At 65.4% G+C, this 17,164-nt stretch carries 15 protein-coding genes and 1 pseudogene; 11 read left to right on the top strand and 5 right to left on the bottom strand.

Features of this window, described 5'->3' with window-relative positions:
- Positions 1 to 95 precede the first annotated feature (95 nt).
- The 3 genes from ACT2CW_RS49245 to ACT2CW_RS49235 all read left to right on the top strand — a co-directional run bounded on the left by ACT2CW_RS49245 (position 96) and on the right by ACT2CW_RS49235 (position 2,612).
- Complete coding sequence (locus ACT2CW_RS49245) at positions 96 to 1,061, top strand: trypsin-like serine protease (protein ID WP_445521313.1); 966 nt, start codon at positions 96 to 98, stop codon at positions 1,059 to 1,061.
- A 287-nt stretch (positions 1,062 to 1,348) separates the two neighbouring features.
- Positions 1,349 to 2,215, top strand: coding sequence for a transposase family protein (locus ACT2CW_RS49240; protein ID WP_445521312.1), 867 nt, complete (start codon positions 1,349 to 1,351; stop codon positions 2,213 to 2,215).
- A 55-nt stretch (positions 2,216 to 2,270) separates the two neighbouring features.
- On the top strand, positions 2,271 to 2,612 hold the full coding sequence (locus ACT2CW_RS49235) for a transposase (RefSeq protein WP_445521311.1): 342 nt from the start codon (positions 2,271 to 2,273) through the stop codon (positions 2,610 to 2,612).
- A gap of 169 nt (positions 2,613 to 2,781) precedes the next feature.
- On the opposite strand, the gene ACT2CW_RS49230 is transcribed toward ACT2CW_RS49235, so the two are convergent.
- A complete protein-coding gene (locus tag ACT2CW_RS49230) occupies positions 2,782 to 3,867 on the bottom strand; it encodes an integrase core domain-containing protein (protein ID WP_445521336.1) in 1,086 nt (361 codons plus the stop codon).
- A 235-nt stretch (positions 3,868 to 4,102) separates the two neighbouring features.
- Between ACT2CW_RS49230 and ACT2CW_RS49225 the strand changes: the two genes are divergently transcribed.
- Genes ACT2CW_RS49225 through ACT2CW_RS49210 form a run of 4 tightly spaced genes read left to right on the top strand, consistent with a single transcriptional unit; the run spans position 4,103 to position 5,313 of the window.
- Positions 4,103 to 4,384 (top strand): hypothetical protein, encoded by a 282-nt coding sequence (locus ACT2CW_RS49225; RefSeq protein ID WP_445521310.1) that lies wholly within the window; start codon positions 4,103 to 4,105, stop codon positions 4,382 to 4,384.
- The gene (locus tag ACT2CW_RS49220; protein ID WP_445521309.1) at positions 4,381 to 4,554 is read left to right on the top strand and encodes a hypothetical protein; all 174 of its coding nucleotides are present in this window, start codon (positions 4,381 to 4,383) and stop codon (positions 4,552 to 4,554) included. The genes ACT2CW_RS49225 and ACT2CW_RS49220 overlap by 4 nt, the downstream gene beginning before the upstream one ends.
- On the top strand, positions 4,547 to 4,807 hold the full coding sequence (locus ACT2CW_RS49215) for a hypothetical protein (protein WP_445521308.1): 261 nt from the start codon (positions 4,547 to 4,549) through the stop codon (positions 4,805 to 4,807). The genes ACT2CW_RS49220 and ACT2CW_RS49215 overlap by 8 nt, the downstream gene beginning before the upstream one ends.
- Positions 4,808 to 4,851: 44 nt before the next feature.
- Positions 4,852 to 5,313 carry a hypothetical protein gene (locus ACT2CW_RS49210; protein WP_445521307.1) on the top strand — a complete coding sequence of 154 codons (462 nt, stop codon included), beginning with the start codon at positions 4,852 to 4,854 and terminating at the stop codon, positions 5,311 to 5,313.
- 126 nt (positions 5,314 to 5,439) lie between these two features.
- Here ACT2CW_RS49210 and ACT2CW_RS49205 read toward each other — a convergent pair whose 3' ends face one another.
- Together ACT2CW_RS49205 and ACT2CW_RS49200 are read right to left on the bottom strand one after the other, a co-directional pair.
- Positions 5,440 to 5,616, bottom strand: coding sequence for a hypothetical protein (locus ACT2CW_RS49205; RefSeq protein ID WP_445521306.1), 177 nt, complete (start codon positions 5,614 to 5,616; stop codon positions 5,440 to 5,442).
- A gap of 34 nt (positions 5,617 to 5,650) precedes the next feature.
- On the bottom strand, positions 5,651 to 5,929 hold the full coding sequence (locus ACT2CW_RS49200; RefSeq protein WP_445521305.1) for a hypothetical protein: 279 nt from the start codon (positions 5,927 to 5,929) through the stop codon (positions 5,651 to 5,653).
- Positions 5,930 to 6,136: 207 nt separating this feature from the next.
- Between ACT2CW_RS49200 and ACT2CW_RS49195 the strand changes: the two are divergent.
- A pseudogene (locus tag ACT2CW_RS49195) lies at positions 6,137 to 7,137 on the top strand (integrase core domain-containing protein); the annotation flags it as partial.
- A 694-nt stretch (positions 7,138 to 7,831) separates the two neighbouring features.
- Positions 7,832 to 9,970 carry an ATP-binding protein gene (locus ACT2CW_RS49190; protein ID WP_445521304.1) on the top strand — a complete coding sequence of 713 codons (2,139 nt, stop codon included), beginning with the start codon at positions 7,832 to 7,834 and terminating at the stop codon, positions 9,968 to 9,970.
- 418 nt (positions 9,971 to 10,388) lie between these two features.
- On the opposite strand, the gene ACT2CW_RS49185 is transcribed toward ACT2CW_RS49190, so the two are convergent.
- Positions 10,389 to 11,642 (bottom strand): hypothetical protein, encoded by a 1,254-nt coding sequence (locus ACT2CW_RS49185; protein ID WP_445521303.1) that lies wholly within the window; start codon positions 11,640 to 11,642, stop codon positions 10,389 to 10,391.
- 349 nt (positions 11,643 to 11,991) lie between these two features.
- Here ACT2CW_RS49185 and ACT2CW_RS49180 point away from each other — a divergent pair, with 349 nt between their 5' ends.
- A complete protein-coding gene (locus ACT2CW_RS49180; protein ID WP_445521302.1) occupies positions 11,992 to 15,051 on the top strand; it encodes a tetratricopeptide repeat protein in 3,060 nt (1,019 codons plus the stop codon).
- A gap of 465 nt (positions 15,052 to 15,516) precedes the next feature.
- Positions 15,517 to 16,331 (top strand): IS5 family transposase gene (locus ACT2CW_RS49175; protein ID WP_445521335.1). Its coding sequence is split into 2 segments (ribosomal slippage): positions 15,517 to 15,859 and positions 15,859 to 16,331, totalling 816 coding nucleotides; the frame shifts between segments, so codons are not numbered across the junction.
- Positions 16,332 to 16,553: 222 nt separating this feature from the next.
- Here the strand turns inward: ACT2CW_RS49175 and ACT2CW_RS49170 are convergent.
- Positions 16,554 to 17,126 carry an integrase core domain-containing protein gene (locus tag ACT2CW_RS49170; RefSeq protein ID WP_445521301.1) on the bottom strand — a complete coding sequence of 191 codons (573 nt, stop codon included), beginning with the start codon at positions 17,124 to 17,126 and terminating at the stop codon, positions 16,554 to 16,556.
- Positions 17,127 to 17,164: the final 38 nt, after the last annotated feature.

The following is a 17,164-nucleotide window of genomic DNA, read 5'->3' as shown; positions in this document are numbered from 1 at the left end:
CCACCATCGACCGACCCGCTGCCGGGATGGTCCGGCAGGCATCGGACGACGAGGCTGAATGCATACGGATCCACCAAGCAAAAAGGGAACCCTCTGTGTTCAGCTTCAAGCCGCTGCATCGCCGTACCGCCCGCACCGCTGCCGTCGGCGCTCTCGCTGCTGCGGCCTGCGTCACCGTCATGGCCGGCAGCGCAGGAGCCATCGTCAACGGGTCGGACTCCACCGAGAGGTACCCGTTCATGGCGACCGTCCCCGAGTCGGCCCCGGACCAGGGTCTGATCGACGGGAACTGTGGAGCGTCGCTGATCGATCAGCAGTGGGTGCTGACGGCGGCTCACTGCCTGAAGGTCGAGGGGCTCAAGCTGGACGGCATCGTGCGGGTCGGCAGCGACCACCGCAAGTCCGGCGGCACCGTCCGGAAGATCGACCGGACCTTCGTCCATCCCGGCTATGTGAACGGCGACAACAAGGCCGCCAATAAGAACGACATCGCGCTGATACGCCTGGACCGCCCGGTCGCCCAGCAACCGATCAAGATCGCCGAGCAGGCAGGGCGGCCCGGCACGCCGACCCGGCTCCTGGGCTTCGGCACCACCGTCGACACCGAGTTCAAGTTCCCGGACCGGCTACAGGAGCTGAACACCCGCAGGGGCGCCGAGTCCGAGTGCGCGCCCGGGTACGCGGACCGGACCCGGCTGTGCACGATCACCACCGTGCCCAAGGCCATGGCGTGCTTCGGGGACTCAGGCGGACCGCAGGTCCAAAAGGGCCGGGACGGCCGGTGGGAGCTGATCGGCGTCACCTCGGGGCCCGGCGCCCCGAAAGTGCCGTGCTCGCAGGGCCCCGGCCTCTACACCAGCGCGCCCGCCTACGCAGGCTGGATCGTCAAGACCATGAAGACCAACAGCGCTCCGTCGACTGTGGTCAAGGGCTCCGACCTCGCCGAGACCGGCACGAACGACAACACCGCGGCGATTGCCGGCGTGGCCGCCACTCTGATCGCCGCCGGTGGCAGCACCGCCCTCGCCGTACGCCGCCGCAAGACCCGCCAGGCCGCCTGAGTACACCCGCCGCAACCCAAGACGGCGGCCCCCTCACGGGGCCACCGTCCTTCACCTCATCGCACCTTCGTCCAGATCACGGGTATCCGGACTCGAGTGGCAGAGCCCCGTCACAGATGTCGGTCGCTCCGTTTACCTGGACGACACGGCACTGCCGTCATTTTTTGGGTTCTGGCTCAACTTCCGTGAACCGCGCACGGTGAGTGACGGCTGACGCTCGGAGGGCTTCCGGAAAGTTGCCCGAAACTGCTCAGTGCTGATCTTGGCCTGGCCGACAGTTCGGCGGCGTGGAAGAGAAGGTGCTCCGGCTGGAGGAGCTGTTGTTCCCGTCGATCGCGGACCTGGCGGTGCTGTCAGTGGACGTGAACAACGAGACGGTACACATCCAGGCCCACAGGACAGCCGACGGCTCGGTGTGCCCGGACTGCGGCAGGTGGTCGAACCGAATTCATAGCTCCTACCTGCGGTTTCCCGCCGACGTGCCGACGGCGGGGCGGCGGGTGGTACTGAGCTTGCGCGTCCGCCGGTTCGCCTGCCCGGAGGCCGCATGCCCACGGCGGACCTTCGTCGAGCAGGTGCCGGGGGTGCCCCGGAGACCCAGCCGGTGGACCGAGCGCCTGCGCTCGACACTGGCCGCGGTCGGCCTCGCGCTCGCCGGTCGGGCTGGCGCCCGGCTGGCCCGCGTCTTCGGGGTGTCTGTCAGCCGCAGCACCGTGCTCCGGCTGGTCGACGCCCTCCCCGAGCCCGACATACCGGCCCCGCGGGTGGTCGGCGTCGATGAGTACGCCACCCGCAAGGGCCACGCCTACGGCACCGTGCTGGTCGATGTCGAGACCCGTCGGCCGGTAGACCTGCTGCCCAACCGGGAGGCATCCAGCCTGGCCGCATGGCTGGCCGAGCGGCCCGAACCGCCCTCGCGTCCCGCACCGCGCGACGATGAGCCCAAGGACTCCTCCGGCTCGCCGTGGCCCACCGGCCACCGGTTCGCTGACCGCACCCGGGCCAACCATGCCGCCGTCCACGCGCTGCTGGCCGCCGGCAACAGCCGCCGCGCGATCGAACGCCAGCTTCGCATGACCACTCGCACCGTCAAACGCCTCGCCGACGCCGCCAGGCCGGAGGACCTCTTCCACGGCCAGGGCCGCTCCCCCTGAGTGGTGGACACCTCTGATCCCGGCCCCGGTGGGGGACGGGGAGGAGGGACCACTTATGGTCATGAAGGTGTACTCGCCCGAGTTCAAGGTCGATGCTGTGGCCTTGTACCACTCGGACCCGGACCTCACGATCGCCCAGGTGGCCCGTGACCTGGGGATTCGGCGCGATACCCTGCGCCGGTGGATCGACGCCGCCGAAGCGCACCACGGCACGACGGCGAGAAGGAGCACGAAGGATGAGCCGGTGAACGAGCGGACCACGGAGGAGCTCGAAGCCGAGATCGAAGCGTTGCGCGAGCAGTTGAAGGCCGTGCGCAAGGAGAATGCGACGCTGGCTTCCGAACGGGACATCCTGCGCAAGGCGACGAAGTTTTTCGCCTCGGAGATGCACTGGTAGGCCGCTTCCAGTTCATTGAGGATCACTGCGAGACCTACCCGGTCAAGCGGCTGTGCCACGTGCTGGAGGTGGCCCGCTCCAGCTTCTACAAATGGCGGGCGTCGGCTGCGGCCCGCGCCGAACGCGCGGCGGCCGACGCCTGTCGGGCTCGAAAAGTCATCGCTGCTGATCAGGCGGCATAGCGGTACTCGTTGATGACGCCGCCGAGGACGCGTGTACGCAGGAGTCTGCGTGCGTCGCGGTCGTGCGGGGTGGTGGGCTGTTGGTGGGCGTCAGGAGGTAGCTGGCCTCGGCTTCGATGAGGACGGTGTGTGTTGTAGTGCAGTTGGTAGGCGGCAAGGACATGTCGGGCGTGTGACTCGTTCGTGATCAGGATATGGTCGAGGGCCTCGCGCCGGATGCTGCCGATAACCCGTTCACAGTGGGCGTTCATCCTCGGCGCTCGTGGCGCGCTCTTGAACACGTCTATGCCGTCGGCCTGGAAGATGGCGTCGAAGGACTGGCCGTACTTGCCATCGCGGTCACGGAGCAGGAACCGCAGCGATTCCATACGTGTGTCCAAGTCAGCGGCTACGTTCCGGGCCTGCTGCACGGCCCAGTCCCGGGAGGGATGTGCCGTGACGCCTGAGATGTGGAGGCGCCGGGTGCCGTGTTCGAGGAAGGCCAGCGCGTAGAGTCTGCGTCCGACCACGGTGTCAAGATGAAAGAAATCTGCAGCGATGATGCCCTCGGCTTGGTTCGTGAGGAACTCGCGCCAGGTTGGGCCGGCGCGGCGTGGGGCCGGACCGATACCCGCAGCGTTCAGGATCTCCCATACGGTGGATGCGGCGATCGGATGCCCGAGGCCGATTAACTCGCCCTGGATCCGTCTGTGGCCCCACCCTGCGTTTTCCCGGGCGAGGCGCAGAATCAGCTCCCTGAGCGCCGCCCTGGTCGGTGGTCGCCCGGTCCGAGCGCGTCGCACGCTGTAGTCCCATTTCGCCGCGATGAACCTGCGATGCCAGGCCAGCAGGGTGCCGGGCGTGACCGGGAAGACTTCACGCCACCGGTGGCGGGGTATCAGCCCCGACAGCGCAGCCAGCCAGAACCGATCAAAGGGCTCATGCCGGACCCGGCCGCTGATCTGGCGACGTAGCACCGCGTTCTCGTGCCGCAGCACGAGCAACTCCGCGTCCTTCGTCGCTTCCCGGCGAAGCAGTACCCGGGGTATGGACAGCAGTTTGCGAACGACCTTGTACACCAGCGAGACAGTCACGTGGACATGCTGCCAGCCGAGACCGAATACCTGACGCCACCTGCAGCGACGACTTTCCGAGCCCCACAGGATGGTGCGGCGGGCTGCGCGGGCCTTGGCGTTCATAGTCTCCCCCTCGATTCAACCGTCTATTTTCTAGACATCCAGAGAATGACATACCTTCACCACTTCTGTCTATCGAGTAGACGGAACTCGCGACTAGAAAATAGACGGGTACGCGTGGGAGCATGGCCCCATGACCGACTGGGAGAAGCAACTGCGCCGACGAGCCGCCGCCGTCGAACGCGCCAAGGAAGCGATGGACCAGGACATCGCGGCCGCCCGCCTCGACGGCCACTCATTCCGCGAGATCGGCGGCTGGGCCGGAGTGAACCACGAGCGGGCTCGGACCATCGCCATCCGCATCAATGGGGACTCCCGCACCCGTGCCGAGCGGGCGGGGGCGACCACCACCGTGCATACCGAGAATGGCGAACTCACGTGGGGGCCGGGGAACAGCGAGGAGAAGAGCGCATGATCCGGCCCGGCGCCACCCCGCCCCGTAAGGCCGAGATCACCGCAGATACCCGCGGCCTCACCAACGCTGTGAACGATGTCCGGGCGGCGCTGATGTTCGACATGCACCCCGATCTGCAAGATCCCGGCCGCGGCGAGGAGCAGCCGGAGCCGGGATCCACCGATGAGTGACCACATCTTCGCCCGCGTCCCCCAGCTCACCACCGGCGCCGTCGCGGTCTACGAACAGGCCCTCGCCGACGGCCACACGCCCGAGGCTGCGATAGCGCGGGTGCTGGACCGGGTGCTGCCGCTGTACGCACAGGAGCTGGCGCAGCGGGTGCGGGCGATGGACGACGTGCGTGGCGCGCCGGATGCGCCGGAGATCGTGGCCGACCGGCTGGTGGCCTTCCTGCGCCCGCCGGTCGGTGATGAACGCGCCTGATCAAACGGCTGACGCGGCACCCGAGATGCCACTACGGTCCGCCCATGGACTGGGGAGATCCGCCAACTTGGGTAGCAATTGCTGTGTCACTCGCCGCTTTGGCCTATGCCCGCCTGGCACGCGGAGACAGCCGCCGTTCCGCCGACATAGCCCAGGCATCGCTCAACATTCAGCAGACGGAGTTCGACGAGCGCAGGGCCGCGGCGGCAGCCGCAGCGGTCCCGAAGGTCAAGTTCGTGGTGGAGCATGTGCATAAGCTCCGCTACTGCCTCCGCAACGTCGGCGACGCGACGGCCACGGGCGTCACGGTGTCGCGCGAGGGACTGTCGTTGGTCACCGGTCTGCCGGAGAACGTGACGTTGGCGCCGGAGGCGGCGCATGACTTCAAGATCCTGGAGGCGTGGGGGGCTCAGCGGCCTACGGCGCTCTTGGTTCGGTGGGATGGGCAGGATGAGCCGTATCCCGTACGTGTGCCGCCGCGCCCTCGACGTGGTCTGACGCTGTAGTCCAGCGCCTGCGGGATCCGGCCAGCGCACCGCGCCGGCACCCTGGGGCGCTAGGCGTGTTGATGGATGGGCTCTGTGAGGGGCGTTCCCGGTCGGCCCCTGGCCCGGGAACGCCCCTCCGTCATGTCATCCGTGCGTCTGGTTGGGGTAGGTCACCCATGCGTACGCCTCGGCAAGGTGCTTCAATGCCTCGGCCGCTCCCACCTGCCCCTTGCTCGTCTTGAGGCCGGCGGCCTGTTCGGCGATCGCTGCGTAGATCGCCTGCTTCGCCTGCTCTCTGGTGTCCTGCTGTTCGTTGTTCACGGCGTCCCTTGGGTCGGTGTGAGGGGGGTGGTGCTCAGCTCGACGTCAGGGGCGGGAGGTTGGTTCCCGATTGCTCCTGATTGGTGGTGGACTCGGTGCTACTGAGGCGTACGAGGTCGCGGACAGCGCCGAGTTCCTTCCGGTCCCATTCGGCGGTGACGCCTTCGATGGCGGCGCGGCGACGGTGGAGGATCTCGCGGTGCCGGGCTTGTGCTTCGGTGTATGTGGTGGGCGGAGCGGGCTGCTCGGCGGCCGGGCCGTTGAGGGCGGCGCGGATACGGGCGTTGGCCTCGCGATACCCGGCGAGGGCCACGGGGGTCTTGCCGTGGACGTCGCGGGCGATGGCGTCGCACTCGGCGCGTACGCGGGCGATGGCGGCCTCGGCCTGTTCAACCCTGCGCTTGCCGAGAATGTCATCCGCCCTGGTCGGACGCCTGCACCCGGGCTGGCGGTGGTCGGCCTCGTCGCTCTAGTCGGCGCTCTCGCGCAGCCGGCAGTCGACGCGTCATGATGATCGACCGTGCGGCTGCGACTGGCCTACCTGGGAGTGACCAACGCGTTCGCGCTGCTGCGTCTGCTGTCGATGAGCGACCGGGACAAAGATGCGGAGATCCTGGCCCTCCGTCATCAGATCACAGTGCTCGAACGCCAACTCGGTAGTGATCGAACACGGTTCACGCCGAGCGATCGGGCATTCCTGGCGGCGCTGCTGCACCGGCTGCCGTTGCCCGCCCTGCGGCGTGTGCGATTGCTCGTGCGTCCTGACACGGTGCTGCGCTGGCATCGCGACCTCATCAAGCGCCGTCATGCCGCTTCATCTCGGCCCAAGCGACCCGGTCGGCCCCGTACCGTGCGCTCCATCCGGATTCTGGTACTGCGCCTGGCGAGGGAGAATCCAAGCTGGGGCTACAGGCACCCGAGCTGCTCGTGCTGGGAGTGAAGGTGGCCGCCTCGACCGTCTGGAAGATCCTCAAGGATGCCGGCGTCGATCCGGCGCCCGACCGGAGCTCCAGCACGTGGACCGACTTCCTGCGTTCCCAAGCCGACGGCCTCCTGGCCTGTGACTTCCTTGAGACGGTCACCCTGTCCGGCACGCGGATGTACGCACTCGCGGTGATCGAACACAGCAGCCGCCGCATCCGGATCCTGGGCGCCACCGCACACGCGACCACATCCCGGGTAACACAAGCAGCGAAGAACCTGGTCATGGACCTCGAGGATGTCGGATGCCGGGCACAATTCATGATCAGAGACAGGGACGGGAAGTTCCCCGCCCTGTTCGACGCTCTCCTCAAAGACACGGGCATCGAGGTCGTCCTCACCGGCATCCACATGACGAGAATGAACTCGATCATGGAAAGGTGGGTGCAGACCTGAAGACACGAACTCCTGGACCGGACCTTGATCTGGAACCAACGCCACCTCCGCCACGCCCTACGGGAGTTCGAGGAGTTCTACGACTCCCATCGACCGCACCAGAGCATCGCGAACAGCCGGGCCTGTTCCGATTCACCGACCCCGAGGGCGACGGCCCGCGCCGCAGCCGCCAAGCCGTGCAGGACCTACGCCGTGCACACCGACCTCGCCCTCGATCCCGCTGCCTCTGGCAGCCCGCCACACCCCGTCCGGCCCCGCACGAGCGACGCGTCGCAGTCGTCTCGCGCAGGCCGCCGCCGACCGGTCACCGCAACGCGGCCCGGCGCCCAGCCTCAGCTCCGTCCGCGCAGTCGATCCCGCCAAGACCCGCCTACGCAATGGCTGGTACCTCCCCGAACGGGCCGACCGGACGCACATGCACCGAGCGGCGCGTGGTCGCCGAGCCGGTCGCGTGCGTTCCGGCGGCCAGCTTGTCGAAGAGCCGGGCCTGCCCTCCCGACCCGCGCTGTGAACGCGGGCCTACTCCGTGACCTTCAACCGACCGCTCGGGAAGGCACGCCCTTCGTGTGCTCCCCGAGCCTCGATCCACAGGTCATGAGCATTGCTCCCGTACAGACCCTTACCAGGGATGATCCCTGACGGATTCCACTGCTTGGCATACTATTTTCCCGCTGAATCGCTCCCCTCATCGAACGCCAACCGTCTTTTGACACCTAGCACCTGGCGCCCCATGGGTCGAGCCGAAGAGATAGATCGTCCCAGAGCGACGGATATCGGTTGTATATAAGGAAAGAATGTCCTACGGGAACCGTCACTTACGCCTTCGGAGGGGGAACCAGTGCGGGGGCAAGGGCACGGTCACAACGAGTTGAGCGGCACGGTGCACGGGTCTGCTGTACAGGCTGGAACGGTGTACGGCGGCATCCACTACCGCATCGAGACTGGGGCCGAAGAGCAGATTCCGCAAATTCCATGGCAGTTACCGCCGTTGGTTCGCATCACCGACCGCACAGTGGAGTTGGACGCACTGGAGCGGCATCGCGCCCGCACCGCCCATGAAGGCTATCCCGCGCTGGCCGCGGTCAGCGGTCTGGGTGGGGTTGGCAAGACGGCAGTCGCGCTGACCTGGCTGCACGCACTGAGCCCTCACTTTCCCGGTGGCCAACTCTACGCAGACCTGGGCGCACAGTCTCCAAACGGACCGGCAGCTCCCGACGAGGTGGTTGGCCGTTTTCTACGTACCCTGGGCGTTTCGGCCAAGCAGATGCCTTCGGCCCTTGCTGATCGAGCAGCACTGTACCGTTCGTTGACGGCGAGCAGGCGGCTTGTGGTGCTGCTCGATGACGCTGCTACTGCAGCCCAGGTCCGGCCGCTACTGCCAGGCGGTCAGAACGTGACCGCCGTGACCAGCCGCTGGCGGATGCCGGGCCTGATCGTAGACGGCTGCTACGCGCTGCATCTTGAACCCCTCGCCACGGATGCGGCGGTCGAGCTACTAGAGATCACCCTCGCCGATGGCCGCGTGGCCGCCGAGCCCGACGAAGCTCGCGCCTTGGTCAAGCTGTGCGCAGGGCTGCCACTGGCGGTACGTGTCGCCGGTGCTCGACTTGCGGCGCGCCCGCGGCGTGAGATCACTACCATGGTGCGCGCGCTGACCGAGGAGCGCGGCCGTTTGGAGGCATTGGCCATCGAAGGCGACCACAATGTACGGGCGGCATTGGACCTGTCGTACCAAGGGCTGCCACCCGAGGCTGCTCGCCTTTACCGTCTCATGGGCTTGCACCCGGGATCGGAATTCGGAACTCCGGTGGTCAGAGCAACACTGGCAAGTGATGCGGCAGACGTACTCGACCTGCTCCACGACGCGAATCTGCTCATCGATGCTGGGGAGGAACGCTACCGATTCCATGATCTCGTACGGCTGCATGCCGCATCGAAGGCCGAGGAGGAGGAATTACCCCAGGAGCGCGTCGCGGCATTGCGCCGCATGGTCGACCACTACCTCGCCACTGCCACGCGCGCCGAGGAGATCGTCGATCCTCAGCATCGTACGATGCCGCGCAGCTACGGTGCTGAACCGGTGATCATGGCGGACCTCGGTGACGATGCCGAGGGTGCACTGGACTGGCTGGAGCTTGAGCTACCCAACCTGATGGCCGTGATACATCACGCACGCCCCGCAGGTTTCCCGGCCGTCGCCTGGCAGCTTGCAGACGCCCTGTGGCCCCTTTTCCTGCGGCGCAAGTTCTACGACCAGTGGCGCGCCGTGCACAAGGAAGGACTGACGGCAGCGGAGGAGTTAGGGGACACGGCTGCCCAGTGCCGGATGCTCACCTCCGGCGGTGTGGGTGAACTCGGTTTGGGAAGCCACGAGCGCGCCCTTGAGATGTTCGAGCGCGCGGCACGCACGTTTCACACCAGCGGAAACGCCCTCGGCTACGCCCGCACGCTCAACTATCAGGGACTGGCACACCAAAGACTCGGCCAGCTGGATAAGGCGGCCGAGCTCTTCACTCGTGCCGCCACAGAGTTACCCACATGCGGCGACCGACGGGCCGGCGGACTGGCTCGGCTGAATCTCGCCGATGTCGCACTCGCGAGGGGCCTCCTCGAGCAGGCGACCACGGACGCCGATGCCGCCTACACCACGCTCCGGGAAGCGGGTGACATGTACAACGCCGCGCGCGCGGCCACTTTGCTTGGCCGCGCGTACCTCGCGCGGGACCTCCTCGATCCGGTGGAGGACCTGCTCTCCACGGCGCTGAGCACGTTGCGCGGCATGGCCGCCGACTATGAAACAGCCCGCACCCTGGAGAGCCTGGCCGTACTCGCCGAGCGGCGCGGACAGCAGGACCTTGCCCGGGACTACTACCGGGAAGCGCTTGAGCTGCATTCCTCGGTAAGCCGTTCCGGATCGGCGGATGCCGAGGCGGTGCGGGCCCAGCTCACACGGTTGGAGGGCCATGCTGTGGATTGAAGCCGCAGTAGCCGTACCACCGCCAATTCCATAGCTTTGGCCGGTAGCCCGGCCACCAGCCAGGTGTGGGCCAACGAGGCCCAGATACCCCATGACGGAACCGACGATAACGATCGTGCTCGGAGGGTTAGTGTGAGGCCGTCAGATCCAAGCCGCATCCAACACCTGGGGCCGCGATGTACCGCAATCACCAACGCTCCCGGATTGCGTGCACGCAGCTTGGCGATGTCCTGTTGCCCCTCGTCACTGGCCAACAGCACATCGGCGAGCAGTGACCATGTGTCCGGGGCGGGAAGCTCAACACGCAGATGCTCGTCCACGACCATGGCACCTGAGGTCGGGTGCTCCAGCACGACCCGAATACGGCGCGCTGGCCCTTGCCCAACGACTTCCTCGGACAGGAGAACGGTCAGCGCCGTCATGACACAACGCTGCCAGGCTCGTCGTAACGCACCATAGACGGCAATCGCGCAGGCTCCGTGGTCGGCCGGACGGCGGGTGCCCGCAGCCGCAGCTTCCGGTACATCAGCGCACGCATCTTGCGAGCAAACTGGCCCGGCTCCGAGCTGATCCGAGCGGCGACTCGCTCATAGCGATGCGACGGGTATGCTGCGGAGCTGCGGTTGAGCTGCCGACGAAGCGGGCGGTCGTCCAGCAGTCGAGGCGCGAAGGAGCTCAACTCAGCCATTGGCGAAGCCGAATCCACATCAGCGTCGGGGAGACTTGCCATCAACACAGGAGCACCGGTCATTGCCCCATAGAGCGTGACGGAGCCATGGTCACCCACTATGTAGTCTGCAGCGACAAGCGCCCCGACCCAGTCGGTGTACTGGCTGACCACCGCGAGCCCCCAGCGGGCAAGCTCAGCCAGCCAACTACGAATCTGCCATTCGCCGTGGGCGTTCCATACGTGCGGATGCAGGAGCACAGCAACGCGATACTCTTCCTGAGGCAGTTCGCTGACCAGCCGCTCCAGTAGCTCCCACCTCTGTCCCAGCAGAGATTGAGGTCCCCAGGTGGAGCAGGCCAGTACCAGTCGCTGGTGGGTCCTGGTGTGCAGAGCCTCCCGGTACAGCGCCCGCGAGGGCAGACTGGCGGTGATGCGGTCGAAGCAGGGGTCGCCCACCACCTCCGCGGCACGCAGAGCCTCGGGGCATTCGCGACCGAGCCGGGTGAGCTCCTCCTGATGCGCCAGAACGATCGTCTCGGGTACCAGTACACCGTCCCGAATGAGCCGCTGCCTACTGAGGCCATACACGCCTCGATCCGCCACTTGGTGTCCCCGGCGCGCACCACGCACGATCTTGTTATGCCCAGCGCCGTGCGGGAGCACGATCACGGGAGCGTGCAGTTCGTGGAGGCTTCCGTGGCCCGCCGCCAGCGCAAGGTCGAACTGTGTCCGTATGGCCTGGCTCCACGGCAGCACCAGCCCATTGAGCTCCTCCAGGAAGGCAGCTACACCGTTACTGAACACGTCAGGCGCCGACGTGAAGAACAGTTGTACGCGGCAGTCGCCCTCCAGGAGACGAACCGCCTCGAGCAGCCGCTGCCCGGCGGTCACAGTGTGCACCACAGCCAAGACCCTTCTACGGATCCGGCATGTGGCCCAGCGCTCGACATCCAGACGCACCGGCACATGAGGCCCGTGTGCTTCTTGCGTTACCACGCTCATCAAAGTCAATCCCCCGGTTCCTTCCTCCGGACCGGTCACTCGGTCCAGTCGACAGCGCCGGTTTGCTGTCACTGACACAGAGGTGCCCCCAGGGGTGGATGGATGACTTGCAGGAATCCTGCACTCCACCTGATGGAAATGACCATGGCGAGATGTGCGCCCGTCGCGCTCCCATGCGCCTCTGCCCGCTACCCCAGATAGGCAGCGACAGTAAATTGATGCCGCGCGTATGTGCGGACGCTGCCGGAGGCGGCAGGAAGTAGAACACCCATCGGGGGCGATGGTGGAACTTCTTGCTCTTGGATCCCTTGAACTATGGCATCACGATCAGCGATGCAAGCTCGGATCGGTGAAAGAACGCTGCGTGCTAGCCGTTCTGGTCCACGCCCGGGGCGAGCCGGTCAGCGTTGAGACCCTGATGGACCGCCTCTGGGACGGCGAGCCGCCCCGGACAGCCTTGGACACTCTGCACAGCTACCTGTCCCGGCTACGCAGACGGCTACGGAGGGCAGCCGGAGACCTGGTTCAGGTGGAACGGCCCTCCCCCGGGCTGTATCAGCTCCGGGTTGACCCGGAGGATATCGACCTGCTGCGCTTTCAACGGCTCCGCACGGACGCGGGCGCAGCAACTGCGTGCGGTCAGACGGATCTGGCCGTTGATCTGCTGCGTACTGCTGAATCTCTCTGGCGAGGCGAACCATTAGCAGAGTTTTCCAGTGCTTGGGCCATGTCGACGCGCACCCGGCTGATCGAGGAATACCGTCGTGTTCGGGAAGAACGGATCCGGGTAGAGCTCGAGTTAGGACATCACGCAGATCTCATAGGTGAGCTGCATGAGCTCGCCTCGCAGAATCCGCTTGCTCAGAAGCTGATTTATTTCCTTATGTTAGCGCTCCATCGCTCCGGACGGCCCGACGAGGCACTTGCCTTCTACCGGACCACACGCCAACACCTCCGGGACAGACAAGGGATCGAGCCCGGACCCGATCTTCGAGAACTCCATCAGCGCATCCTCGCACAAGACCATACACTGGTGGATATCCAATCCGATACCGCGCTGCCCCCTAACAGCCTTCCTCGCGCAACCCGAGACTTCACTGGACGTACCAGCGAACTCCGCATCTTGCTTGCAGAGCCGGCTTCAGGGGACAGCACGATAACGCCCCTGCCGCTCACCGTCGTCCACGGTATGCCAGGCATTGGCAAGACCGCCCTGGCTATTCGTGCAGCGCACGGGCTACTTACGTCCTATCCTGACGGCCAGTTCTACGTGAACTTACACGCCTACAGTAGCCAGACTTCCTACGACCCCGCAGAAGCACTCGGGGTCCTACTCCAGGCAACCGGATTATCAGGGGACCTGCCCAATTCGCTCGACGAGCGCGCGACCAAATGGCGGCAGTGGACGGCTCGGCGTCGTGTGCTGGTGATCCTGGACAACGCCCGTGATGCTGCTCAAATCATCCCTCTACTGCCCGGTGCCCCCACCTGCCGTGTGATCGTAACCTCCCGGAACCGACTCGCAGGACTGGACGGTGCCTCATCCCTCTTCCTGGACGTGCTGTCCGAGGCAGAGGCAGCCGCGCTCTTCACCCGGATCGCAGGTCGCGCTCGGTTGTCCGTCGACGCCGCAGCCTTGGGACGTGTCGTAGCTGCATGCGCTTGTCATCCCCTCGCCATCCAGCTGCTCGCTAGCCGCTTCCGGCATCGCGACTCCTGGGACCTTAACCATCTCCTCGATCGACTCACCCAGGCGGCCGACCCGCTGGACGAGTTCGACGATGCCGTCGCATCGGCTTTCCGGTTCTCCTACACAGAGCTGAGCGGTCCAGCGCAACAACTGTTCCGCTTCCTTGCGCTGCACTCAGGCCCTGATATCACCCTTCATGCAGCAATCGCACTCACAGGACTGAAGGGTGTGCAGTTGCGTAAGAACTTGGAGGAGCTATTGGACAGCCACATGCTCGACGAGCCCATACGAGACCGCTACAGGTTCCATGACCTCACCCGCGCCTTTGCCTTCCAGATCTGTTCCCAGGCGGAACCAGAGTCCACTCGCCGGCAAGCGGTCGACCGGCTCCTCCGCTACTATCTCACCGCCGCACACCGTGCCGATCAGCTCGCTCACCCACACCGTCGCACCCTGCCCTTAGGGTCGGAGCGGGAATCCTCATACGCGCCCCAATTCGGCAACGCAGACGAAGCGACAGTATGGCTCGCCTTGGAACGCGCCAATCTCCTAGCCGCCGCCCGCACATCAGCTGCTGAGGCTCCGAGATTCGCAGCACTCTTCCCCCACGTACTTGCCATGTCACTCAAGTTGTGGGGCACCTGGAGCATCGCGGCCGAACTCTATGACGCAGCAATGCCCGCCCTCCGCGTAGAGGGCGACAAGGCAGCTCTGGCCCGAACCCTGGTGGAACGCGCGGAGGTTCTGGCCCAAAGAAAGCACCAGGAGGCCCGGAGCTGCACGACCGAGGCCCTAGCTCTCTTTCAGGCGCTCAACGATCCAAGCGGCTGCGCCGACGCTCTCCTGCAGTCAGGCCGCGCCCACCTGGCGGGGGGCTATGGCGATATGGCCTTGAGCGCACTCGACCAGGCACTGGATCTGTACCAGACGGTTGGTGATCGGTTAGGAGAAGGAGAATGCCTTAATGTTCAAGGAGCAGCACTGCATTACGCTGGCCGCTATAAGGAAGCAGCCCATAAGGTCCGGGCCATGCTTAGCATTCATGAGGAACTCCAGGATGAGTCCGGCCAGGTACGGGCCCTAAATAATATGGGCGAGCTCTACTATCGCCAAGGACGCTACGAGGACGCCCGTGACTACTACGAACGGTCCCTTTCACTCGCTCAGCGCTGTGGCGGCCGCCAGGAACTCGCCATCTTGGACACAAATTTGGGCGCTGTCTATCAAGCAACTGGTCAGACGGTTCGAGCACTTGCCTGCTTGCAACGAGCTCTCGACAGCCACCGGGCTGGCAGTGACTCTCTGGGAGAAGCAAATGTACTAATTAGCATGGGCACGGCTTACGCGGAAACTGGACGAAAGCGCGAGGCCCTACTGCACTTCAGCATGGCGGAAGAAGTCGCCCGCAGCATCGACAACTCCTACGAGAGACAGCGGGCGCTGATAGGTATAGCTAATATTCAGCGCGAATCGGGACAGCTTGGCAGCGCGCTGACAGTTTTCAGGCAAGCATTGCATGTGGCCCAGGACGCTGGCTTCCCTCTCGGCTCCGCGCAGGCACTCGCGGGACTCGCACAAACCGCCCTATCTTCTAACAATCTCGAAATGGCACGTCACTACGGCGAGCAGGCAATCACTGTCTATAGAAACCTTGAAGCGGACGCGGAGGCAGAGGGGGTTCAATCTCTCCTTGCAGGCCAGGGATTGACCGGCTCCTGAGCCTCGCAGGAGCCGGTATGCCTATGCCGAGAGACCGGGTCAGCCAATCACGCGATTACGGTGCTACCAGCGTCACCACATCCACTGCGCCGCGCTAGCCTGCACCGTCGTCGACTGACTGGACGAGCTCACGCCGTCCACGCTCGACGCGATGACACATACGGCAAACGCAGCAACGGCAGCGGCAGCGGCGATTTTGTTCAACGTGCGACGCACCAAGACCTCGAATCCGGTAATAGGTTGAGAACCAGAGCATATATGCAGCCCAGGGGTGATCAACAGTACACCCTGCGCAACGATGTTCGGGTACACTTGTCGTTCGCCGATCAAGGTGATATATAGCGCCTGACCGCACTCCGGTAGCACAAGCCAGCACCGTGCTGCCAAGCCCGGGGAACAGCGCGCTCCGCGCAGCAGGCTCACTTACACCGTGTCCTACATGGTCAGTTGGTCGTTGGCTGGGTCATGGGGAGTGGGCGGTGGGGATGGATCGTGCCGGAGGGGCTGTGGGAGATCGCCAGGCCTTTGCTGCCGCCGGCGCGAGTGCGGCCGCAGGGCGGCGGGGTGGCCAACATCGACGACGAGGCGGTGTTCGCGGCTATCGTCTACGTGCTGGTCAGCGGCTGTGCTTGGCGGGCTATGCCGCCCTGCTTCGGCGCGTCGAAGTCGACGGTGCACCGCCGGTTTCTGATCTGGTCGCGGGCGGGTGTCTGGGGACGGCTGCACCAGAGGGTGCTTGAGATGCTCGCCGGCCAGGGCCTGGTCGACCTGTCCCGGGCGGTACTCGACTCCGCTCACGTCCGCGCCAAAAAGGGGGCGAACACACAGGTCCGTCGCCCGTGGACCGGGGCAAGCCGGGTTCGAAGATGCACGTCCTGTCGGATGCGAACGGACTGCCGTTACGCGTCGGCCTCTCCGCGGCGAACACCCACGACAGCCTCGGACTGAAGCCAATGGTCGCCCATTTCCACATAGGACACGAATCCCACAGCGGCCATTCCAAACCCCAGCGGCTGCACGCCGACAAAGCCTACGACCTCCCTGACCTGCGGAAATGGTTGCACAGTCAGCACATCGGCGTCCGCATCGCCCGCAAGGGAATCGACTCAAGCGAACGACTGGGCCGCCGAAGGTGGGTCATCGAGCGCACGATTTCCTGGTTGACCGGCTACCGCCGCCTGTCACCGCGCTACGAGCACGATCCTCGCAACTACCTGGCACTTCTCGGTCTGGCCGCAGCCCTATGCTGCTACAAACGCCTCCTCAAACTGACCATGTAGGACACGGTGTTACACGAAGAAAACCGCGACCACCGGTGCTGCAGCGCCAGCCTAAGACCAACCGGCAAATGGTTGGGGCCGCTTGTCGACGGAAGGTGCAGGACATGAAACAGCCACGGGCTAGCGTGATCGTGGAGTTCTCTACGCTCAGTGATCACGCAAAGGACCGGTGGCCGCGGTGCCATCTTGCCTGCTCGAACCTGAAGGGTGTCAATATTCCTATCAGGCCGCTGAGCTGGGCGTTTCCTGCGGACGGTAAGGCGGTCGGGGTAGCGTCGGGTGGTACTCGTTGAGCAGTCCGCCGAGCACTTGGCGACGCCTGACCGTGGCTGCGGGCAGGGGGATGACGTTCGGGTCGTCGTCTGGGGCACGTAGGTCCAGGCCGCGGTGGGCTCGTCCGGCGTTGTAGTGCTCGGCGTACTGGTCGAGGACGGTCCGCAGGTGTCGTTCACCCGTGATGAGGAGTCGGTCGGTGCATTCGGCGCGGGCTGTGCGTATCCAACGTTCGGCGAACGCGTTGGACCGTGGGCTTTGTGGCGGAGTCGGGATGACGGTTATGCAGTTGCCGGCGAAGACGGCGTTGAATGCGGCGGTGAACTTGCTGTCCCGGTCACGGATGAGGAACCGGAAGCACCCAGCCCTGTCGCCGAGGTCCACGAGCAGGTTGCGGGCGAGTTGAGTGACCCATGTGCCGGTCGGGTGGGCGGTGACGCCTAGGACATGGACGCGCCGGGTGGCGATCTCCATGACGAAGAAGACATAGAGGCGCTTGAGGAAGACGGTCTCCACGTGCATGAAGTCGCAGGCCAGCAGCGTGTGGGCCTGGAGTGAAG

Source organism: Streptomyces sp. NEAU-174, from assembly GCF_052665095.1.
Note: the sequence above shows the minus strand (reverse complement) of the source record. Positions and strands in the feature narration are given on the sequence as shown.